The sequence below is a fragment of the Thalassobacillus pellis genome, from assembly GCF_016908295.1.
Lineage (GTDB): Bacteria > Bacillota > Bacilli > Bacillales > Halobacillaceae > Thalassobacillus > Thalassobacillus pellis.
In genome coordinates this window covers 104,980-125,299 of record NZ_JAFBDO010000006.1, presented here as the reverse complement: position 1 = coordinate 125,299, position 20,320 = coordinate 104,980, and the positions used below count along the sequence as shown (strand labels likewise).

Genomic DNA, 20,320 nt, shown 5'->3' with positions numbered 1-20,320 from the left:
GTTGCACGTCAAAAAGTGCCAAGCATGCAAGGGGTACCATTCCACTTCCTAACCGCCGGGACTCACCCCCCCTATCTGAGTTATAGGAGGAGTTAACCAAATACCCCCTTACTCGCTAACGAGTAAGGGGGCTTCTACTGGGAAAACGACTTCTCTTCTTCTCGTTGAGCCGATGCTCCTATAAGGAAAAGAAGCAACAAAAGGCACGCCACCTTCATTAGCCTGCGTGTCATTCCTGTGGTAGCCAGCGTTTTAAGGGAATGGACGCCCTGTGTTGCGCCAGCCACCGACTACCCGACATGTTCGATTTATCCGCCAGGATCAATCAGGACATGTCGGATAAATCCGGATATTTTCAATAGCTGGATTTTATCCGAAACCTGCGTTTCCTCATACAAAACACGAAAACGGCCAGCCCCTTAAGAGACTGACCGTTTTCTGTAGGCGGAACCCAATTAGAAGCAAAGACAACTATCCCGATTTAGGCGGTGCTCGAATCATCTCACTACCGTTGGAACTCATGCTGTCCTCTTACTTCCCCCGGAGATGCGGGAACAGTTGGTCGGCAACATTTCCACGGTATCCCTTCCCGGCCTTACGCTTCGCACCGTTGGGGTAGATAGCGATAAATTCACGACCGCCGTCCAGGAGAACGATACCGTCCTTGTTCTGAGCCTCCCCGCCCATCATCCCGAGCTGGAAACCCATGCTGTACCTGTCGTTGAGGTACCCCACGAGATCACGAAGGTTACGTGCCATGACCATGATGTACTCCCAAATATCTTCTTGGTTGTTTCTCCCCCGAACAAGAACCACAGTACCGGGTAACAGGTTCACGCGCAAGCCGAAACCGGGTTCCCCCGGTGTGAGGCACCTCACATCCGAAACGGTCGACACGCTTCTCCAGGAGGGGAAACGGCCGAAAGTCGGACGACAAACCCAAGCCCCTTGCGACTTATCCGTAGCCCGCGTATGTCAGAACCACTATCGCCTTTCAACCTCTCATGCTACCAAAACCATGAAAAAGTGAGGGTTAAACGCTCAAAAAAACTACTCTACGATGGAGCGACCACCGAATCGATTTCCGAAAACGACAGAAAGAAGTCTCCGATCTAAACCATCCAGGCATGTTCGATTTATCCTTTGACGAAGTCAGGGGATAAATCAGGACATGTCGGATAAATCCCCCGGATTTATCTAGGGCCTGCGAAAACTCGTAACGCCAAAAAAAACGACCATTCCCCTTGGGGGAACGGCCGTTTCTATCCATTGGTAGGAGGTACCCAGAAAGATTCGTTACTATCGCAGGCACCTACAAGCTACCCTAGTGCAGCGGGAAGAATGATTACACCTGGCCTCTTTGCAATTCGGGCAAACCATCAGCCCGCACTGGTGACCTTGAGCGGACAACCTTTACCTCTTCTCTCACCGGCGCCCACATGCACAACGCTCAAGCTCTACCGGAAACTTCGTCATCAGAATTCGAAAGGCTCTTGTTGCTGGGGCCTCCCCTCGAAACAGACTCGCCGGAGTCGGTCCCCCGGGGCGTATTTTCCCCGGGGGACTGACTGGTTACCGCTTTTGCTTCCTAGCCAAAAGACCGATAACCTCCCGGGCCGTTTGTTCCGGAGTAGTGATTTGGACGCTGTCCCGTCCAACATAGATCAGGTTCTCAATCAAGATAAGAACCTGATGACGTTCGTTTTCCGCGTCCACCCCGTATGCACCGATCTTGAAACGACCTTGTCGTTCGGTGAAGCCTTCCTGAGAGTTGATTGCATCTACAATCGATTTGAACGTCTTGCGGGTTGACACGTTACTGTCTCCTTCGTTCTCGTCTCCCCTGAACAAGAAGAACAGTACCGTATCTCAGACCCTAGTGCAAACCGAAACCGGGTCGCCCTGGTGTGAGGTACCTCACAACCGTAACGGTCGACACGTTCTCTCTTGGAGGGGAAACAGCCGACATTCGGGCGCCAGCTCCAATCCCCTTGCTCCCTCCCCGTAGCCCGCCCTTGTGCCGAACCAAATCCAGCGTACATCCCTCAAAAAACGTTAAATCATACAACCTGGAAAAAGATTGATGCCCAACATGAAGAAATTCCCAAACCTTACATGAGCCTTCCCCCGTCATGTTCGATTTATCCTTTGACGAAGTCAGAGGATCAATCAGGACATGTCGGATAAATCCCATGGATTTATCCGTAACGGGTACCTGATTACGTTCGGTAACCCATTGCCACACTGCGTTACGTCTTCAGTACACACCTAAAAATGACTGGAAACCCAAAAACCATCCCCCGGATTTCCGGGGGATGGTTTTGCCGTGAAAGAGGATTAAAGCTGCAAGCTCCCTTCTTTGGCCTGGATGATCGTTCCATCCGGTCGGGTGATGGTGACTCCCTTCAGTGTCAGTGTACAGGGAGCGGGGATACTTTCGGGAATCGGGGAAAGCGTCTTCTCGCTCGGAATCGCTTCCTTCTTCCGCAAACGCTTATACAGCACCATGAAAAGATTGGACACATACATGACGACGGTTATCAGGGGGTTAAGCATCATGCCGGGCTGCGTGGAAACCACAAAGTAATAGATGTATATCAATTGAACAAGGAAGCCCACGAAAAAGAGCGTGCACAGTTTGCGAACGCTCGACTTCTCCGGCCTCCTCGAAAGATAGGCAATCATCCATTGAACACCGACGGAGATGATGGAAATGGTAAACGTGATCCAGTCCCAAAACGTGTATGAGCCAAAAGCAAACATGTTTTAATTCCCTTCCTAAAGGTGCCGTTAACGGCTTGGATACCTGTCCATGCTCGGAATAGCTTAGTAACCGAGCTGCTAGTGACCTTCCCGAACAAGCACAATAGTACCAGGTGACAGGTACTCGTGCAGCCGAAACCCGATCACCATGGTGTGAGGTGCGTCACCCCACCGTCTTCTTCCCGCTCCTTGTCCGCTTCCGGCTCTGGTACATCTTCCGCATTTCACGGCAGCAATGAACGATTACCCAAGCGTTGAGGAAGAGCCAAAAAACAATAGGGTAGTTGTCGGAAGGATTCCGAGCAATAAGGGAGATTCCGATGAACAGCCAAGAAACCTGGAAAAATAGGATGATCCAGAACCCGGCTACCTTCTTCAACATTTCCTTGGAACTGCTCAAGAAGATTCCGATAGCCCCAATCAAGGGAAGAACCATAATAACTAGGATGGACACTTTTTCTCTCTCCTCTGTCTCTCCACGGGTCTCCGCCGAACGGCCTCAACGGTACCCGCTTCCGGCTTCTGGTGCAACCCTAACTGTGTCACCGTGGGGTGAGGTGACTCACAGCGAAAAAGACAAGCGCCACAAAAAGGTCCTCGGAAAATCCGAGTACCACATTCGGCCTCCTAGCCCGCGCTTTGCCTGTACCAACATCGACCGTAACCCCCCTGGAACCTTATATACGTCCCCCCAACATGTTCGATTGATCCGTCAGGATCAATCAGGACATGTCGGATAAATCCATTGGATTTATCCGCAGCCGGCAAACGGGATATCAAAAATAGAAACGGGTAACCCCCCAGGCCTCGGGTTACCCGTTTCCGATTACTCCTCTGATTGCTCCGGTTCCTCGGAATCCGTTTCGGCTTCCTCCTGATGTCCGGTAAAGATTCGAATGACTTCGCGAACCGGATCCATGTCGGCAGCCACTTGGGACCTCCATCGGAGATGAAAAAACCATTCTTGTTCACGCGGAGCAAAGGGACCCCGAGAAACACGTGATCCCTTTGCTCCTTGGCTTAGATAACTAGGAAAGCTACCTACTCCGTCAGTCCGTCTCGGGCTGCTGGTCCCGACCCGTGCGCTGGTCGGCGGTCCCGTCTGCGGGGTCCTTCGACAATGTTACTCCTTCTTTTGGTGGGGACAACTTATCGCGGACATGAACAGTGTCGCTGGCAGTGTCGCTGACGTTTACAACCAGCGAACACAGGCGCACCACATTCACACATGTTACCTCCCTGTTGTTGGCGGCATCTCCCCCGAACAAGCACCACAGTACCGGGTTACGGACGCTCGTGCAAGCCGAAAGCGGGTGATGAGGTGTGTCGTGTCTCACCTTCACAGACCCTTGACGACGGGACTGGGAGGGCATAGAGTGGGAATCGTCCCTCTCACACCGAATCGAAAGGATAACACAAGCAACCATGTCCCGAATTGGAAAGAATAAGAAAGACAAGGGGCAGGTCACCCCACCTTCCGAGTCCGAACGGATTCAAGGCCAGATTGCTCGGGGGGAAGTCCGGGCGGGTCCAGAAGCGGCGCGGGAAATTGCCGCTAAGATCGAGGCAAAGGGAGGGTTCTGGGGACCTCGGCAGTAAACGAACATCGGATGCCCCCTCTTTCCCCAGTGAGGGGGCATCCCTAGGCGAGTGATAGGGAAAAAAGACCAACGATAGATGGAGGACCCATTGCGTAAGGGCTTCTCACTCGAAGCGACCCTATCCCGGATGCACATGGCCATGGAAAAGGGCTATCCCGTTACGATCGATTACGTCAAGGAAGATGGAACGCCAACACTGCGAACCATCGAGATCTACGCCTGCCGGATAACCAAAGCCGGAAATCCCCTGCTTATGGCGATGGACCGGGAAACCCAACAACCGCGTTCCTGGAGGGTGGATCGCATCCAAACCTTTACCGTACACCGCAGCCGCTATCGCGTGAAGCGATAAAACCGAAAGAACAAAAAATCGGTTGCCCTCTCTGTCCACAAACAGAAAGGGCAACCGGGCGAGTACCCCCAGGCTCCCCAACCGATGTAGCCCGATTCCTGCCTTTCCGCCAAAAGATACTCATCCCTTACTATAAGAGCCCGGGTTCAGCTCCAGCACCTGAGTCCCACATGTTCGATTTATCCCTTGACGAAGGCGGGGGATAAATCAGGACATGTCGGATAAATCCCTGGATTTATCCGAGGCCGGCAAAAAACAAACTCCTTCCATGCTGCAACCCCCGTTACGCTCTGTTATCAAGGATACGGAGCGTAACGGGGGCTGTTTGCTAGGGTTATAGGGAGATTTTCCCTTCCTTCGCCGCCACCTTCGTTCCATTCGGAAGGTTGATCGTGATGCCCGTCAAGTGGGCGTCACCCATTTCCGTCCCGGTGACCGGTCGGTCTGCCTTCTCCATGGGCGAAGGGTGTATGTATTGCTCGTTGATACCGCCGGTGTTCGCCTCCGCGTACATGTTCACATGCTCAATGCAGAGCACCTCGCCACGACACGCTACAGCAGGGGCTACGCCACACCTGTGGCAAAACGCTTCCGGCTGGCGCATCTTTTTCAAGGTCAGGACAGACGTCACCACCGTGATGATATTGATGATGAACAATCCGTAAGACTCGGCGATGACGTTGAAGATGAACCACGGAATCTGGGCCACCAGGTTGAACCAAATCCCGTACTTCTTGATTCGCTTCGTCCGCTGGGTTCGCTGGCCGGACTCCCAAATCGAGAGCGCAACGCCAATGGCGCTCAGAATGCCGAGTACGTACGACATCATCGTAACCATCATCAACCCTTCCGCTTGCCTTGGTGAACATCCCCAGTATAGCAGCAAGAAAGCGGAAACAGGCACTTCACCGATAACAGAAAGGTCTCAGATCGGAAACAACCCCCACCGGCTACAGGCGCAGGCGCGTTTATGCCGCGAAAGCCTCTTGTTGTGGGGGAGTCCCCTCGAAACAGACTCAACGGAGTCGGTCCCCCCGGGGCGTACTTTCCCCGGGGGGAGTGACTTCGGGGAGCTCGAGGGGACAGGGGACCCGCAACAAGGGGAACGTGGAATAAATGCTCCACCACCGCAACCACGAGGGAATCGGAGGCTGACAGGTCCCCTCAAAAGTGCAGGGGTGAAGCGAATGCTGATGACTCCTTAACGGAAAGATGGGAGCCACCGACACGCCCCTCCGGCATGTTCGATTTATCCGCCAGGATAAATCAGGACATGTCGGATAAATCTGGATATGGTTATATCTAGATTTATCCGGGGCCGGCGAGGCGCGAAGCAACGAAAAAATTTTTTTGGTCGTTGTTACGCTGTGTAATCTATCCTTACACTACGTAATTGTCTTTCTCCACCAAAAAGGGGAAGTTCTCTCCTAAAGAACTCCCCCTTTTTGATCTATGGTCTCGGTCTTTACATGCTCTCCACCCCTTCCAATTATGAGTCTTGATTCGTTTTTAGGTATTGGATAAATATCCGGGTTAGGGCGGGGCTCGAATCATCGGATTCCTCCGTTTAGTGAGCTGGTACTAGCGGCGGGGACCCAGGCAGGTCTTCAGGTGGTCCAGCAGCGGGCTGCCCCCGTTCTTGACGAGAGCACCGCATCCCCTCGGGCACTTACCCGAGTCACGCTTGATCCCGAACTTCTTCATGGATGCCGCCATCGTCTTGTCCTTGCTCCGACTCGCCTGAGACACGATTTTCTCCTTGTTGGCTCTTAGAGGTGTCTCCCCCGAACAAGCACTACAGTACAGGGAAGCGGTCTCTGGCGCAACCCGATACCAGGGTCACTATCGTATGAGGTGTCTCACAAGCTGGAGGATGGACAAGAGCAGTGGTCCCCACTACATTGGAAGTTGTCCGCAAATCACGAAAGGGGCAAGTCCTCCATGATTCACGAAACGGCTCACCCGCTGGCCGGAAAGACCGTCACGCTCAAGAACGGAAAAATGTTCCGTATCGAAGACTGGTGGGACCGTGTTTCCGGAAAGTCCTGGAGGGACTCGGGAAGAGACCCTGCGGTACTCGAATATGCTGTTCGAGCGGGAGGTTCAGGGCTTCCCCTCAATGACGAAGTCGTTTACGGCAAAATCGGTTCAGATGGGCACCTGATCCACAAATCAGAACTACGGAAGTAGGGCATACCCTCCCCCCTCTGTCTTAATAGATAGAGGGGGAGGGTAACCTCATAAAAAGCACTCCCGTTACGATCGATACCGTTAAGGAGGGTGGAACGGGAAACAAAGAAATCACACTTTTTGGAAGGGGAATCACCTTAGGGGTACAGGATAAAACTAACTGTACAAAAAGCATTCCCCTCTGTATTCGAAAATAGAAAGGGTAACTGGATATCGGCCCTCTCCCTTTCCCTTGTAGCCCGCCCCTTACCTTCATTCCAACGATAGGCAGCCATTCCTAGAAGCAAAGCTCAAACAGGGAGTAAGGACCAGAGAAGGATACTTCACCTGACATGTTCGATTTATCCTTGGACGGAGTTCGTGGGATAAATCAGGATATGTCGGATAAATCCGGATATGGCCATATCGGGATTTATCCGGTATTGGCAGAGATGCAAAGCATCGACCCTCCCGCCATACCAGGCGGGTAATGTAAAGTAAATGGCGCAGGACGAGGCGCGAAGCGCCAAAAAAAATTTTTCAGCCATTACGCTCTGTAACCAGTATCACGCAGCGTAATGACCTAAACCCGAAAACAGCCCCCACCAAGGGAGGGGGCTGTTTTCAGTGTTGCTCAACCAGGACCGGGGTCACTTAGAGCGGGCTGGGGTCCCGCAGGTCTCACACATCCCAGTCTGGGGGTTGTAACCGGGATGACCTGCCGCTCTGCATGCCTCCCGGCCCGTGGCCCGCTTCTCCTTCTTCCTGCGAGTTCCCGCTGACGACTTACGCTTTCCCTCTCCCATGACTTCCTTTTCTCTCTATATTCCATTAGTTCCGGAACACCTATGGGGCCTACGCTTTTCTATACCATACGCTTCTCTTGGGGGTGCGTGCAAATCCTCCTCCCGCACTTGGGACATGGCTTCCAGTCCTTCGGAGGCTCATTCGGCGGTCTCGGAGCCATTAACCTCTCTCAATCTCTCGGCTTTTACCGATGAACTGTATCCATAGACGACCGATCTACTCTATACGAGCAGCACAGTCGTCCTCACGGTAGTAGTGTCCACCACCACTCCCATGACCATAACTACTTCCACCAATAACCCCAGTATTCCCATTGTTACCGTTCTGGTATCGACCGCTTCCCCCAGTGGTCCCACTGCTACCGCTAAGACTGCCGGTACTTCCACCGGTGCTCACACTTCTGCCGCCACTACGAGTTCCGCTACTCCTGGCTACAACCTCAGAGCTGGAGACGAGCGCCATGTCACGCTTACATACGTCTCCTACACGAGTGTTGTCTTCACAGGCAGTCAGAGCGAAGACAGTCAGAGCAGCAAAGCCAGCCCTGATGCCAAGCTTCTTCACGATCTATCCGTTCCTTTCGATCGCTTCATCGCGTCGTGATGACAGACAATACAGTACGGGAGGACAACGCCTGTGTCAACAAGCTCTGACCTGCGCCGTAGCGGAAAACGCAGGTCAAACGGGTTCTCCATCCGCGAAGAATTCAGAGTGTCTCTCGATCTGAGACGACATTCACCCATTGTCATCAAAAACCGGGACCGATAACAGCGGGTGACGATGACCACCGGGTCCCCGGGGACTCGGCCCGTGTGAGAGTTCTCACACTGCCAGTTGACAGACGGGCGTCACCCCTGCTTCCTAGCCCGTGCTTTTCAGAAACCAAAACAGACGGGAAGTTTTTCTCCCACCAACAACCCTAAATCTTTCAACAGCACGGAACCTACCACCGGATGAACAACGACCGGACCCTGATCTAGAATGTCCACTTGCCGAAACCACCCTAATCAGGTCGCGGGGGCTCCTCCGGCCCCTTCTCGCTATGATCGCAAGGAGCGCCAGCGACGAAGCCCGGAGGACCGCCATAAGGAGGGCTCCCAGGGCCCGACGACGGCGGCGGACGGCCGGATCGATCCGAAGGATCGATGCCCCACCAATGACAGGTAGTAAGTCTTCTACATTACCCGACACGGACATGTTCGATTTATCCTTTGACGAAGTCAGGGGATAAATCAGGACATGTCGGATAAATTCAAGGATATGGCTATATCTGAATTTATCCGGTATTGGCACCGAAAAAATTTTGTGCTCCCGTTACTCGCTGTTACCATTCTTACAACCCGTAAAGGGAGGAACCTCGCGGCTCCCCCCTTTACTCACCGGGCGTTGTGGTCACGATTCCTTAGCTCTTTGTATACCTTCCATGCACCATAAAAAGGGATGTAGATAAACAACATTATGTAGAGACCGAACCCACAAAGTGCCCAAGGTGCCCACATAATGGAATCAAAGTCCCACTCCTGCTCCCGAAAAACGGGGAGAATTAGCTGAAAAACGAGAAGAGTTTGGCTAACCCCCAGCACACAATAACCGGCCATTTCGAAGCCTTTTCGTTTGCTCCGTCGTGCTGTCATCACCAGGAGGTTACCGATGGCAAAAATCACCATCCAAAGGAACGTGATCGACACTGTCTCTCCTATGTCTTCGGGGGTGTAGCCTTTTCGTTGCTCCGTCATGCTGACAAGGAGCACATTACGGGATGCCATCCCCTGTGTCAAAATGCGCTGACCTGCGATGATGCAGAAAACCGCAGGTCAGCGAGCCTGTAAAAAAAGCGTGTGTGACCCTTCTCACATCGAGCGTTCTCGATTTGACTCGGGCGTCTTCTCTGGTAGACTGGTCCTGTTCATCAGTCACCTATGCGTTAGGACGTACATCGGATGATTCGGATCATGGGCGAGTTTGTACCGGATGATGTCTTGATGAGCATGCCCGGTACAGACGAAGACGGGAACTGTACCCACCTGGAAACCACACTCGACTTCGTAACCGGAGTGGAAACGTGTGAGGGCGAGGGATGCCCGAAAGTCTGGGGGGCGTGGGACTGATTCTCGCAGAAAACCGACCGCCCCCCGTAAAGGGGGGCGGTCGCTCGTTTGGCGCTGGCATCCTGGGTGTTTCGGTCAGGTGCAAGAGTTCTCACACGGGCAGCTGACAGACGGGCGCCACCCCCTGCTCCATAGCCCGCGCTTTTCATTACCACAAAAGACTGAATGCGCTATCCAACCTCCGACAACCCTAAATCACTGACCGACGTGGGATACATACTGCAAGATTCATAACGACCGGACCCTGATCCAGAACAACCTCTAACCGCAACCACCCCAATCAGGTCGCGGGGGGCGGGGGTCCGGAGGAGCCCCCCGCGAGGTTCGCAAGGAGCGTAGCGACGCAGCCCGAAGGGCCGCCATAAGGAGGGCCCCCAGGGCCCGACGACGGCGGCGGACGGCCGGATCGATCCGAAGGATCGATGCCCCACCCACGACAGATAGCGGGTATCCTACATCAACCCAACACCGACGGGGGGAGCCCCTAAAAAGGGGATGAGCGTCCAGCGAATTCCTCTTTCTGCCCCCCCTGCAGAAAGTTTACAACCTACCCCAACCACCGAAAAAAAATTTTTGGCCCCCGTTACGCTCCGTAACCGGAGTTACGGAGCGTAATCCCAACCGAATTCGTTTAGGTCCCCTATGGCAATATGAATAGCCAAATGAGCGAAACCAGAATCGGCTTTTCCCATGCCATAGGCGGAACAGTAAAGCTCAATCGCTTTCTTTGGTGTAATGCGGCTTTGCTTGATCCCTTTTGCCAGCTCCAGAGCGAATACCGCTTGATTTCTCGACGAAACCGTCACATCTCGATATACAGCTCGGTATTCGGCCTTTTGCATTCCATAGGCCGTTTGAAAAAGAATGCAAGCGCCCTCTTCGGTAATGGCACCGAAATGAATACCTATTTCCAGCATTCCCCAGAAATTCTCTTGCGTGGTGGGGGAAACCATGCCTATCCTTTCCATTTGGCGATTAGGAGAGCAGTATTACTCGGGAATACTGCTCTCCCAAAACTGCATTCCTCCAAATTACTGGGGATTCTTTCGGATAATCTTAACGTTAGCCGAGTGGAAATGCACTTCCGCTTTCGCGTTCACGAATACCGCTGCCGCATCTTCGTGGTACTGAACCTGACCAAAGGTATACACCCGCACCCGGTCATAGGCGTGAATTGTCGCCTTATCGTGAAGATATACCTTCCCATTGCCACGGGCAATAACCGTTGCCGAACCACCGGCAATGACCGTTGCATTCCCATATGCATTAACCGTACACCTGTACGAAACTCGTACGGTCGCTGCTCCGGTTACACTGAGTTCTATGTTTTGTGCGGTTACGCGAATTTCCTCCGGCATTTCATAAGGGTCGGAATGAATTTCAATACGTGTTGCACCGTCCCGAATCGCCTTGTCGAATTCTTCTTGCGAAGAAACCCTGATCAATTCTCCGCTAGGCTTGCGAGGCTTTTTGGTGGTCTTGAAAAACCGCACATTCTCAGCCTTAAACCAGTCAGCCCACTTACCATTATGTCCCCCGTCATCAAAAATGACGAATACCTTACCGATCACGGTCGCTTCCGCGTCGTTGAGAAAGATCCCCTCTTCGGTAACCCGAAGTGCTTCGGGGTCCATCCACTCGGCTGGCTCCCCGCTGACCGTAACGCGAACCTGTCCATTCACCTTACCGGCGATACCGTCAACCATAACGCGCATGTCTGCTCCTTTTTGCTCCGTCGTGCTTACAAGGAACACACTACGGGATGCCGCCTCCTGGGTCAAAACGCGCTGACCTGCGACGATGCGAAAAACCGCAGGTCACAGCACAGGTAAATATAAACGTATGTGACCTTCCTCACCTCGGGCGTTCTTGATTTGCATTCAGAGCTGATCATGACTACTGTAGTGATTGTTCAAGGGATACGCCTCTAACAGGAGTAAACAGATGAACAGCCAGGCTCGGTCCTTCTTTGTGCTTGTCGGTTCTGTCATCGGTGGAATTACCTTTGGCAATTTCCTCGGCGATTACGTGTCCATTCACGGGGTCCCTTTCCTCAATTCAGACAACCATGATGCTCTGATAGCGAGCATCGTTACAGTCATGCTTTATAAGAAGTTCGAAAACGAATAAGTAGAAACCTGGTAGGATGAAGCCCGTCGCTGTAGGAGGAATTCAATCCTCTCATAGCGTCGGGCTTCACCATGAGGCTTCTACAGAAGCGGACAAAAAAGCGAGTGTGACCTACCTCACAACCGGTAGACAGAAAACCAGCGCCACCACCCCCCAGGGGTCCCCCGCCCTTTTTTGCCCGTCCTCCCACCGATTCCCTTCCCGGTGCGCTGGACGGGCAAGGGGATCGTGGAATATCGCAGCGCCAGCGAGGATATGCCGCGAAAGCCCCTTGACCGGGAGGCGCACCGGGATATACTTGGGAAAGGAGGACGGGCGGGGGCGTAGCCCCTAAAAAGGGGGATGAGCGACTAGCGAATGCCTCGGGGCCGCTAGGCCCCATAAAAGGGATGAGCGTCCAGCGAATGCCTCGGGGCCGCTAGGCCCCATAAAAGGGATGAGCGTCCAGCGAATGCCTCGGGGCCGCTAGGCCCCACAAAAGGGATGAGCGTCCAGCGAATGCCTCGGGGCCGCTAGGCCCCACAAAAGGGATGAGCGTCCAGCGAATGCCTCTTTCTGCCCCCCACTGCAGAAAGTTAACCACTTACCTCAGCCACCTGAAAAAATTTTTTTGTCCCCCGTTACGCTCCGTAACCAGTGTCACGGAGCGTAATTCCAACCGAATTCATTCAAGTTTCCGATTTCCATATCAATGGCCAGAATGCCAGCAAGAAAATCGACGTTTTCCCTTCCATACGCGGAACGATAAAGCTCGACCGCCATTCGCCGTGTAAGGATATTCCGCTTCATGCCTTTTGCCAGCATTCGAGCGAATGCCGCTTGAGTAAACGTGGAAACCTTCACCGCTCGAAATTCGGCCGTTTCCAAATGATAGGCGGTTTGGAAAAGAATACGGGCACCCGCTCGGGTAATCGCACCGGCTTCAATTCCTGTTACCAGCATGTCCGAAAATTGCTTTTGGGTGTTGACGGAAATCATCATGCCGTTATGCTCCTCTATCATCTAGCCCTTTAAATCTAGCGAATGGGGCAAGCGACATTCCGAAAAATGCCACTCACCCGAAACGCTAGCATTTGAGCGATTCGTAATCCAGGTTATTTCAGTTCGATTCCCTGGGCCTTCAATTCTGATCCTATCCATGCGGTAGCGGCGGTTTCACTCTTCCATTGCGCATCCCTGCCACGCATGGCACTTAGATAAATGGTTCCCGATTCTATCTCCTTAATATCTGTCGGTATCCCATATCCGTCCCCCTTTCCTATCCCCACCTTATCGCGGATCTCCTTTCCTTCGCATTCCCTCGCCGAGAAAACCAACCGTCGGAGCATAGAAGGATGGGCAAGGGCAAAGGCGATACTTGGTAGGTTCACCTTTTCCTGACTCGACTTCAGGGTTATACGGTATTCAATGGAGCTTGCCCCCTCGTATGCACGAGAAACGGCCACCACTTCACACCTTCGGCCCGCACGCTCTAGCGTAGAAACTAGTGCGGTAATGGCGGCTCCTCGCCGTTCAATCACGGAACTATTCACCTTGGATGATGCGGCAATGTTGACGAGAAACCGCACTACCTTCCCTTTTCCCGTGCGGGGGCGGTTGGTCTCTTGCAGCGTGACGTATGGCTGCGGGTGACCGGTAAGGTAATTACCCATGGACAATACGCCGGGCCCGACTTCCCGCATAGCGGTGGTCCGGCGGGGCTTCCGACCCTTGGGGGTGAGTTTTGCGCTTTGCTGCGCGAAACGTCGCGCACCTTCCTGCCATCCATGGGCAAGGCGTGTCGCCTCCTCCCAGCTAGACGTACCGGTGAACTCCCGATTTCCCTTTGTGCGAGAGGAACGACGATACGTTGGCATGTCGCTTTCCCCCTTGGCAAAATCGACAAAGGCGGCCGGACTGCGAAACTGTCGGAAGACGTCCATTTCTAAAAAGCCTTTCTATGGGTGAAAGTATTTCCGCCAAAGGGAGGGGGCTATCCCCCCTCCCTTTATTACGGCCGGAGCCTTACATCTGCGCGAGTATCGACCGCTTCTCGTCGGTGCTTACTCCCTTCCACAAAACCAAGTTGGCGACGGTCTCGCGGTCCATCCCCTTTCGGATTAGCTTTGCACCGTTGATGCTGGCCCGGGGGGTGACAAGTAGCGAAACGCTGGCACGTTCGGCGGCGGCCCGGACGTCCTGCACGCAAACCACCCAAGCGGCTTGATCCTCTCCGGCGGCCTTGCGCTCTAGGGCCTCATCATACGACCATTCCACCATGGCGAAACGGTCAAGCGTAGCCGCGTCCAACTGCTCACGACCCACGTATTCCGCACTCGCACCGTCCCCGAATGTGTTCGCACCTGCAATCAGTACGAAATTCTCATGCCGGGGCACGTTCTTTCCGTCGGGGAAGGTGACCGTTTCCCCTGCCTCGACGGACGCCAAAAGATTGATGGAAACCAGAACGGCGGGATTCGACGCGTCCATTTCATCCAGCAAAACAACGCCGCCGTTTTCGAACGCTTCCCGAATAACGCCGGGAACGTAATTTCCGTTCGGGCCGACAAACCCGAACAGATCCCATTTGGTCATCATGGGGTTACACGATTCGGAACGGAAGGAAAGCCCCATTTCTTCGGCGACCTGGCGGCCTGCCGTGGACTTTCCCGAACCTGCGGGGCCGACCAGCATTACCGGTACGCCTGCCTGCGCGGTCGCTAGCAGAGTCGGGAATGCCTTGTGCCGCCGCTTCGGCTCCTCCTGCTTCGATTCGGCCTCCTTCACCCAAGACGTGCAGGAAGGGCAGTAGCGCGGGCGCGGGCCCTGAATGGCGGTCCGGGTCCACGGACCCCCACAGCTCTGGCAAGTAAGCCTCTGCTTCGGTGCCTGCTTGGGCTTTTCCGGCTGGTGTTCGGGGCAGTTATGCGGTCGGCGTCCCTTCTGAGCCGGTCGCCGCCACATGTGGTTTCCCTGCTCACAAGTCAATACTACCATCTGCATGATTTTCCTCTATTCTTCCGATGGGTGAATACGGACGGGGAGCGCGTGAACAGTTTTCACGCGCTCCCCTGCGGTTCGTTCGTGGGGAACGTGGCGTTTACCGGCCGGTGAGTACCCGGAACGTGGCACGCTCCGACGCGGCGAACACCGTGACGCGGTCGCAGTCGGCCGGGTGCCACTCCATCACGTCGTTTCCGGCCGCGTCCACCTGGTCAAAGAGGATCGCGAGCTTACCACGGTTGGGCCCGCAACCCTGACCAACGACGATACCGGAACGGTCCTCCACAATGGCGGTACGCATGTTCTGTTTCTCCCTTACTTATTCTTATCGATTGACGTTCAACCGATTTAGCGTGTGGCCGTTACCCATAAAGGGCAACGGCCACCGCTAGACCTGTTAAAGATCAGTCACAAGCCCACGGACAAAAGTCCGGAACCTTCTTCGGGTCGTTGTGCCCGTGCTTGATGGCTGCTACGGCCTCCACCGGCGAAAAGCCACGGTTGGCCCACTCAGCGGCCACCTCGGGGTAGAAGCCGTAAGCCATGTAATCCATGACACGCTTGTGGAACTGTACCGCGTTCTCCTTGAACGTCCGCACGTACCACTCATCGAGGATAATGACCACAAAAATCTCAAGCACGACTCTTCCCTTTCTTGTGAATTGAGAGTCAATCCACATAGTGACCGCCGCCCGGAAATGGCCGGTTGTCACTAGACAGATTGACTGTCATATGTTTCCCGGACATTTGGTTCCCTACGGGTTTCACCCCACGTCGGCTATAGCGCAAGTGGCTAAGGTGACCTGCCCTTTGGGCGAGTGTCGCATTCCGCTATCCGGTATCTTCGGTCCGGTCCACTATGGAGTTTTCAAGGTACTAGCACTAGCAGGAGGTCCGGGCGGTGGGGCCTTGCCGTTTGCTCCGTCGTGCTGACAAGGAAAACATTACTCTACTCCGCCCCCTGGGTCAAAACGCGCGACCTGCGACGATGCGGAAAACCGCAGGTCAGACGGGGGGTGCTCCCTGGAAAAAAAACGATTTTCTCATGATCGGAGGTAACGTTCACCCGCTGTCAGCAACATAAGCCGTTCGGACACGGAGCGTCACCGAACGGGCGGCAAGCAAAAAGGGCCCTCCGGTGTGAGATACCTCACATCGGCCGGTCTTGCTTCCCCTTCAGGGGGGGCACTACACTGGCGGGGGACGGGGTAGCACGGGCGGGGACCCGCGTAGCAAGGGGGACGGGAGCGCATCGTGGGCTGGTTGGGCGCGAAGCGCCTCAACCGCCCACGGCGCTCCGTCCCCCGCAGCGAAGAGGGGCCCCGCCCGTGCTAAAAAACAAAACACAGAAAGACCCACCCACCTTCCACGCCTCTCCCAACCGCAAACCCTTTCTCTTTCCCTCCCCCTTTCCGCCAGTCTGCTGCTCTTATGTCGCCTCCTTATTCTCAGCTTCCACAATTCCTTCGATGATCGTCCCTTCTTCCTTCTCCCTCTTCTCTCCTGTTCTTCCTCTCCTCCATCTAAACAGTCACAGGGAATGCGTTTCATTTTGAGGAAGGAAAAACCCGGAACCACAAGGGTTTCACACGAGGACCACCGATTCAAATAGCAACCATAGAAAACCTATTCATGCACCTATCCAAGCACACTTCCAATGACACATACAGGTTAGTGATAGAAGGAGTTCATCCATCCTTCTTGATACGATCATGAGATGGAACAAGCGTCTTTCCCCCACGAAAATACCAATGGGCAGGTTCCCATTCGGACACCTGCGCCTGCCTGGTCTGCTATAACTACTAAAACACAGGTGAAGTGGGACAAACACTCCCGAATCAACTAGTTTAAACTAGTTTAAAAAAGATCCCCTCCAAAGGGGGATAGAAAAAACGCCAGAGGGGAAAGACGGGCAAGCGAACAGTGGCAAACCAACCATAACTACGGGTGGAAATCTTGGGTGTGAAGGGCATAATAGCGCAATTGCTCCCCAATCCCCTTTCCTTGTAAGGGGGTCTGACAGGGGATTCCCCGTAACTCGAGATCATGCATAAGCTGTTCTCGATAGGGCCTCCCCGCATAAAAGTCGATGCGGGAGATGGGGGTCGGAAACGCCATCACTTGAGCAAGCACCGAATGCGACCATGTTTTTCTTGCAGAGGTATGCAGCTGGTTCACGGAAACATCGTACGGTTCAATCACCGTATCGGGTTCCAATAGTCCATATTTGGCGGAAAGGATGAACCAGGCATCATAATCGCACTGCTCCACGTACCGCACCGCCTTCTGAAATAAGGCCGATGGTTGATACATCTCGCGAGCGCTGCATGCATGCAGGGACTTGGTTTTCGTACAACTGATAAAAGCGACCTTCATGGCATCTCCTCCTTCGACATGGACCCAAGGCTTTGCAAGGTTGTGTTCATGTTATAAATCGCCCGCTTCACTTTCGCTTGGCGACTCTTCCCCTGGATGTGGCTGGGCTTGCCGTTCGCTGCTTGCTGTATCCATGTGGAACTATCACAACTGAAAAGTGGGGTGGTTTCAATGATCTTCCTGGAACTTGAACCCAATAAATGAAAGTGAACGTCCGGATGCTTTTTATGGAGCGTCCTCACCCACTGGGCAACTTTCCGTTTATTCCGTTCCGGAACGGTCCCCCCTAAAGCGATGTAGGGATTCCCAAGGTGGATATACCGGTCGAGCACATCCTGTTCTTCGCCATAATGATAGACCGGCAGAGGTCGAAACCCTTTAAACCGCATCATTTCGTAATAGTAAAACGTCAGATCAGGGTCCCCGATAACATCCAGACTGATGTAATGATCCAGATAATGCTGATTGGTTTCAATAAAAGTCATATAGTCTAAGGGAGCGATGTTTCTTCCGGAGTGGAAGGCACTGAACGCTCCGCTATCCAGCATGATGGCAGGCAGGTAACCCAGTTTGTCGACCACTTCCTCTAACGAACGGTTGCGAAAATAAAAGTAAGACAACAGTAAATGCTTGGGTTGGACGTGTCGAATCGCCTCCGTTTCCGCTGGACTATTCGTGTAAACAAAATATGCTGTACGGGTGGCATAGGAGGAAGCTTCCCCTGTTTGACAGAGAAACTGGCGGATTTGTTGAAAATAGGTCCCATAACGCGGATTCCCTTGGAGGAACATCAATGCCGTTTGGGTATTTCCCAACGATTGAAGGACGCGTTGTTTGACTTTTCCTTCGGAACGATAAGACTCCACCAAACTCCAATAATACACCCCTCGGATTTTCCTTTTTTTTAGGTACATTTGACCCCACATTCCTTCCATGTTGACACTACAAAACCGCTGGTACTTTCTCCTGAAAAAACACTTGACCCAGGTCAAAAAACATCCTCCAATTAGAAACCTTGCCCATACATATAGATATCCCTGCCTCTAACGGGGAGATGGATAGGTAAGGGACTTCCTTATTGGGAAGAGGAACCTAATACACAGAGTCCCAACTATTCAATTGGGATGCAGCAGGTGCCGTTTTCGCCTCAACTTTTCCAACACGTCCCGGGTTGATACAGGAGCGACCTGCTTTCTCTCGTTAACCGTGGAAGCAGGGGCGTCCAGGGTGTACGAAGATGGGACTTCCTCCGGCTTTCGCTCCGTTGCCTGGCCCCCTTCGCTTTTCTGCTCCCGGGCTCCAGGCATCGAGGAGAAAGACTCCCCCAACGCCTGTCCCAGCAATAACTGCAGGACATTATAGAGGATTCTCTGGCCCTGTTTACTCTGAAGCAGTGCCACCTCAGCAGGAGAAAAACCCGAGAGCGGTATTGTCAGGACCGAGTCCCGGTCCGATTGCTGGAAGAACGATGGAGATTGAGACCGAAGCCCATCTTCCAGGAGTTTTTCCGTCAGTTTATTCCGACTGATGGGCACTCCTTTTCCTTGGTATTCCGAAAGGAGCTGGTTGAACGCCTCGCACCAGGCTGCCTGCTGCGAGGGGGTAAACGTGCGGCCCTTCCCGGGTTCGTAACCATTTTTTCCATATGACAAAGCTGTTTTCTCCCCTTTCTCCTAGGATGACGGTGCCACCGTTTCTTTCTCCAGCTGATCAAGAACATTCGCGATCAGGTAGGCTTTACTGGTAAAAAAAGCAGTATCCCTCAAGGGTTCGGGAAACAGAAATCGCGGGGCAAGGGTGCGTAATTCCAGGAAACAAACAATAAACCGCCCCCGACCAACACAAACTTCTCCGCATGCGACGTTACCCAAAACGTATGCAAAGCTTGCGTCACTTCTGCCGCATACGCCTGGATGCCCTTGGTCACAATCGGGGTGACATCCACCTCTTTCACAAAGAGCCAGCTGGCGGTAAAGCGTACGTCCGATGGGTCCGTTCCCGCCACCATTTCCATCACCCCTGGAATCACGACCTTTCGCATAAACTCTTCCCTCGTCCGGTACGGCTGCCCTTCTTCCCCCGTCTCTTCGAGTAACCGATGGACCTCCTGGAAAGCTTCCATCTGCGCGATCTCCTCGAGAATGGCATCAATGTACGGGTTGGTACCGATACGCTTGTTGGTGCTTTTGTTTTTATCAAACCCGAGTTCTGTATGGAGGGCTAAATCCAGGGTTCCCGCTCCTAAATCCCCTAGGGCAAAATCATCGCCGATGACTTCTCCTAAGGGAAGTTCCGAAAGTTCCCCACGAGTAATGGTAAACCCTAAGGCAAGCGAACTGGTGACCCCTTCGACGTGGACCGTTCCCTCTCGGATGGTAAGCGTCACGCGTTTTCCTTCATAGGCGCCATCCAGGGCTTCGATGACATGGGTACCTTGCAGCTGGGCAAGAACCTTTTCCGGTCCGACGTTTTTATACTCTTCCACCGGAAGACCGCCGGAATAAGGGACTTGCACCTCCGCTTTCCCTGCCCGCCAAGCAGCAACCGCCAGCCCCGTCAACGTGGTGACGATATGTAACTTATTGTTAAACTTTTGCTCCGCGTCGGCGTGGGGTTCAATTTTGCCTGCTTTGTCTTTCGCATATTCCCCGACATAGAAATAGGCCGTGGTCTCATTGGCCGGCAACGCTTGACTTTCCACCCGCACGTGCAACAATTGCTCCCCGGTCATTGCCTGTTTCCGCTTCGCCATGTCCGTGACCTTGCTGGATGGTGCCGGTGCGATGATGGTCGGGATGGTAAACGATTCGATATCGCCCAATTGATTCAGAAAGCTCACTTTATTGGAAGTATTTCCACTATCCGTCCCTGTAATAAGGACATTTCCCTTGTACAACGCCTCTAACATGCCAACACTCCTTTTTAAAAGTAGAACCGGGACGAAAGGTGGAGGATTTCTAAGATGCTTCCCACTAGGATTAGACGATCTGGATGACCGTTGGGTCACAAATCGGCCCCAATTTTATCGATAC

At 53.5% G+C, this 20,320-nt stretch carries 24 protein-coding genes; 6 read left to right on the top strand and 18 right to left on the bottom strand.

Annotation, left to right across the window (positions count from 1 at the left end):
• Positions 1-531 precede the first annotated feature (531 nt).
• The 4 genes from JOC33_RS17000 to JOC33_RS16985 form a co-directional block, all read right to left on the bottom strand.
• Positions 532-765: a hypothetical protein gene (locus JOC33_RS17000; RefSeq protein ID WP_205093741.1), complete on the bottom strand. Its 234-nt coding sequence runs from the start codon at positions 763-765 to the stop codon at positions 532-534.
• An 807-nt stretch (positions 766-1,572) separates the two neighbouring features.
• Positions 1,573-1,815 (bottom strand): hypothetical protein, encoded by a 243-nt coding sequence (locus tag JOC33_RS16995; protein WP_205093740.1) that lies wholly within the window; start codon positions 1,813-1,815, stop codon positions 1,573-1,575.
• 522 nt (positions 1,816-2,337) lie between these two features.
• Positions 2,338-2,763, bottom strand: coding sequence for a hypothetical protein (locus tag JOC33_RS16990; RefSeq protein ID WP_205093739.1), 426 nt, complete (start codon positions 2,761-2,763; stop codon positions 2,338-2,340).
• Positions 2,764-2,926: 163 nt separating this feature from the next.
• The gene (locus JOC33_RS16985) at positions 2,927-3,217 is read right to left on the bottom strand and encodes a hypothetical protein (protein WP_205093738.1); all 291 of its coding nucleotides are present in this window, start codon (positions 3,215-3,217) and stop codon (positions 2,927-2,929) included.
• A 971-nt stretch (positions 3,218-4,188) separates the two neighbouring features.
• Here JOC33_RS16985 and JOC33_RS16980 point away from each other — a divergent pair.
• A complete protein-coding gene (locus tag JOC33_RS16980) occupies positions 4,189-4,362 on the top strand; it encodes a hypothetical protein (RefSeq protein ID WP_205093737.1) in 174 nt (57 codons plus the stop codon).
• A gap of 90 nt (positions 4,363-4,452) precedes the next feature.
• A complete protein-coding gene (locus JOC33_RS16975) occupies positions 4,453-4,716 on the top strand; it encodes a WYL domain-containing protein (protein ID WP_205093736.1) in 264 nt (87 codons plus the stop codon).
• Between the two features lie 334 nt (positions 4,717-5,050).
• Here JOC33_RS16975 and JOC33_RS16970 read toward each other — a convergent pair whose 3' ends face one another.
• The gene (locus JOC33_RS16970; protein ID WP_205093735.1) at positions 5,051-5,557 is read right to left on the bottom strand and encodes a hypothetical protein; all 507 of its coding nucleotides are present in this window, start codon (positions 5,555-5,557) and stop codon (positions 5,051-5,053) included.
• Positions 5,558-6,657: 1,100 nt separating this feature from the next.
• On the opposite strand from JOC33_RS16970, the gene JOC33_RS16965 reads away from it, so the two are divergent.
• Together JOC33_RS16965 and JOC33_RS16960 are read left to right on the top strand one after the other, a co-directional pair.
• Complete coding sequence (locus JOC33_RS16965) at positions 6,658-6,906, top strand: hypothetical protein (protein ID WP_205093734.1); 249 nt, start codon at positions 6,658-6,660, stop codon at positions 6,904-6,906.
• A 332-nt stretch (positions 6,907-7,238) separates the two neighbouring features.
• The gene (locus JOC33_RS16960) at positions 7,239-7,376 is read left to right on the top strand and encodes a hypothetical protein (protein WP_205093733.1); all 138 of its coding nucleotides are present in this window, start codon (positions 7,239-7,241) and stop codon (positions 7,374-7,376) included.
• A 537-nt stretch (positions 7,377-7,913) separates the two neighbouring features.
• On the opposite strand, the gene JOC33_RS16955 is transcribed toward JOC33_RS16960, so the two are convergent.
• Positions 7,914-8,078, bottom strand: coding sequence for a hypothetical protein (locus JOC33_RS16955; RefSeq protein WP_205093732.1), 165 nt, complete (start codon positions 8,076-8,078; stop codon positions 7,914-7,916).
• Between the two features lie 990 nt (positions 8,079-9,068).
• Positions 9,069-9,470, bottom strand: a complete 402-nt coding sequence (locus tag JOC33_RS16950) for a hypothetical protein (RefSeq protein WP_205093731.1) — start codon at positions 9,468-9,470, stop codon at positions 9,069-9,071.
• 174 nt (positions 9,471-9,644) lie between these two features.
• Here JOC33_RS16950 and JOC33_RS16945 point away from each other — a divergent pair, with 174 nt between their 5' ends.
• Positions 9,645-9,800, top strand: coding sequence for a hypothetical protein (locus JOC33_RS16945; protein ID WP_205093730.1), 156 nt, complete (start codon positions 9,645-9,647; stop codon positions 9,798-9,800).
• Between the two features lie 602 nt (positions 9,801-10,402).
• On the opposite strand, the gene JOC33_RS16940 is transcribed toward JOC33_RS16945, so the two are convergent.
• A complete protein-coding gene (locus tag JOC33_RS16940; RefSeq protein ID WP_205093729.1) occupies positions 10,403-10,717 on the bottom strand; it encodes a hypothetical protein in 315 nt (104 codons plus the stop codon).
• A 114-nt stretch (positions 10,718-10,831) separates the two neighbouring features.
• Entirely contained in the window at positions 10,832-11,515 is a 684-nt protein-coding gene (locus tag JOC33_RS16935) for a hypothetical protein (RefSeq protein WP_205093728.1), read from the bottom strand.
• A 229-nt stretch (positions 11,516-11,744) separates the two neighbouring features.
• On the opposite strand from JOC33_RS16935, the gene JOC33_RS16930 reads away from it, so the two are divergent.
• Positions 11,745-11,930: a hypothetical protein gene (locus tag JOC33_RS16930; protein WP_205093727.1), complete on the top strand. Its 186-nt coding sequence runs from the start codon at positions 11,745-11,747 to the stop codon at positions 11,928-11,930.
• Between the two features lie 639 nt (positions 11,931-12,569).
• On the opposite strand, the gene JOC33_RS16925 is transcribed toward JOC33_RS16930, so the two are convergent.
• The 9 genes from JOC33_RS16925 to JOC33_RS16885 all read right to left on the bottom strand — a co-directional run bounded on the left by JOC33_RS16925 (position 12,570) and on the right by JOC33_RS16885 (position 20,196).
• Positions 12,570-12,911, bottom strand: coding sequence for a hypothetical protein (locus JOC33_RS16925; RefSeq protein ID WP_205093726.1), 342 nt, complete (start codon positions 12,909-12,911; stop codon positions 12,570-12,572).
• 113 nt (positions 12,912-13,024) lie between these two features.
• The gene (locus JOC33_RS20740; protein WP_420825721.1) at positions 13,025-13,852 is read right to left on the bottom strand and encodes a DUF7192 family protein; all 828 of its coding nucleotides are present in this window, start codon (positions 13,850-13,852) and stop codon (positions 13,025-13,027) included.
• 82 nt (positions 13,853-13,934) lie between these two features.
• On the bottom strand, positions 13,935-14,696 hold the full coding sequence (locus JOC33_RS16915) for an AAA family ATPase (protein WP_205093724.1): 762 nt from the start codon (positions 14,694-14,696) through the stop codon (positions 13,935-13,937).
• 313 nt (positions 14,697-15,009) lie between these two features.
• Positions 15,010-15,213 carry a hypothetical protein gene (locus JOC33_RS16910; protein WP_205093723.1) on the bottom strand — a complete coding sequence of 68 codons (204 nt, stop codon included), beginning with the start codon at positions 15,211-15,213 and terminating at the stop codon, positions 15,010-15,012.
• Positions 15,214-15,316: 103 nt separating this feature from the next.
• The gene (locus JOC33_RS16905; RefSeq protein WP_205093722.1) at positions 15,317-15,592 is read right to left on the bottom strand and encodes a hypothetical protein; all 276 of its coding nucleotides are present in this window, start codon (positions 15,590-15,592) and stop codon (positions 15,317-15,319) included.
• Positions 15,593-16,853: 1,261 nt separating this feature from the next.
• Positions 16,854-17,288 (bottom strand): DUF6884 domain-containing protein, encoded by a 435-nt coding sequence (locus JOC33_RS16900; RefSeq protein ID WP_205093721.1) that lies wholly within the window; start codon positions 17,286-17,288, stop codon positions 16,854-16,856.
• Entirely contained in the window at positions 17,285-18,172 is an 888-nt protein-coding gene (locus JOC33_RS16895) for a hypothetical protein (protein ID WP_205093720.1), read from the bottom strand. Before JOC33_RS16895 ends, JOC33_RS16900 begins: the two co-directional genes overlap by 4 nt.
• Before the next feature lie 231 nt (positions 18,173-18,403).
• A complete protein-coding gene (locus tag JOC33_RS16890) occupies positions 18,404-18,823 on the bottom strand; it encodes a hypothetical protein (RefSeq protein WP_205093719.1) in 420 nt (139 codons plus the stop codon).
• 227 nt (positions 18,824-19,050) lie between these two features.
• On the bottom strand, positions 19,051-20,196 hold the full coding sequence (locus tag JOC33_RS16885) for a ParM/StbA family protein (protein ID WP_205093718.1): 1,146 nt from the start codon (positions 20,194-20,196) through the stop codon (positions 19,051-19,053).
• Between the last annotated feature and the right edge of the window lie 124 nt (positions 20,197-20,320).

What these genes read in the sequence shown, in the direction of transcription:
- JOC33_RS16900 (WP_205093721.1), bottom strand. Translation starts at nt 17,288, where the DNA reads ATGAAGGTCGCTTTTATCAGTTGTACGAAAACCAAGTCCCTGCATGCA.
- JOC33_RS16910 (WP_205093723.1), bottom strand. Translation starts at nt 15,213, where the DNA reads ATGCGTACCGCCATTGTGGAGGACCGTTCCGGTATCGTCGTTGGTCAG.
- JOC33_RS20740 (WP_420825721.1), bottom strand. Translation starts at nt 13,852, where the DNA reads ATGGACGTCTTCCGACAGTTTCGCAGTCCGGCCGCCTTTGTCGATTTT.
- JOC33_RS16885 (WP_205093718.1), bottom strand. Translation starts at nt 20,196, where the DNA reads ATGTTAGAGGCGTTGTACAAGGGAAATGTCCTTATTACAGGGACGGAT.
- JOC33_RS16940 (WP_205093729.1), bottom strand. Translation starts at nt 10,717, where the DNA reads ATGCTGGAAATAGGTATTCATTTCGGTGCCATTACCGAAGAGGGCGCT.
- JOC33_RS16960 (WP_205093733.1), top strand. Translation starts at nt 7,239, where the DNA reads ATGTTCGATTTATCCTTGGACGGAGTTCGTGGGATAAATCAGGATATG.
- JOC33_RS16965 (WP_205093734.1), top strand. Translation starts at nt 6,658, where the DNA reads ATGATTCACGAAACGGCTCACCCGCTGGCCGGAAAGACCGTCACGCTC.
- JOC33_RS16930 (WP_205093727.1), top strand. Translation starts at nt 11,745, where the DNA reads ATGAACAGCCAGGCTCGGTCCTTCTTTGTGCTTGTCGGTTCTGTCATC.
- JOC33_RS16935 (WP_205093728.1), bottom strand. Translation starts at nt 11,515, where the DNA reads ATGCGCGTTATGGTTGACGGTATCGCCGGTAAGGTGAATGGACAGGTT.
- JOC33_RS16905 (WP_205093722.1), bottom strand. Translation starts at nt 15,592, where the DNA reads ATGTGGATTGACTCTCAATTCACAAGAAAGGGAAGAGTCGTGCTTGAG.
- JOC33_RS16945 (WP_205093730.1), top strand. Translation starts at nt 9,645, where the DNA reads ATGGGCGAGTTTGTACCGGATGATGTCTTGATGAGCATGCCCGGTACA.
- JOC33_RS16990 (WP_205093739.1), bottom strand. Translation starts at nt 2,763, where the DNA reads ATGTTTGCTTTTGGCTCATACACGTTTTGGGACTGGATCACGTTTACC.
- JOC33_RS16970 (WP_205093735.1), bottom strand. Translation starts at nt 5,557, where the DNA reads ATGATGGTTACGATGATGTCGTACGTACTCGGCATTCTGAGCGCCATT.
- JOC33_RS16980 (WP_205093737.1), top strand. Translation starts at nt 4,189, where the DNA reads ATGTCCCGAATTGGAAAGAATAAGAAAGACAAGGGGCAGGTCACCCCA.
- JOC33_RS17000 (WP_205093741.1), bottom strand. Translation starts at nt 765, where the DNA reads ATGGTCATGGCACGTAACCTTCGTGATCTCGTGGGGTACCTCAACGAC.
- JOC33_RS16925 (WP_205093726.1), bottom strand. Translation starts at nt 12,911, where the DNA reads ATGATGATTTCCGTCAACACCCAAAAGCAATTTTCGGACATGCTGGTA.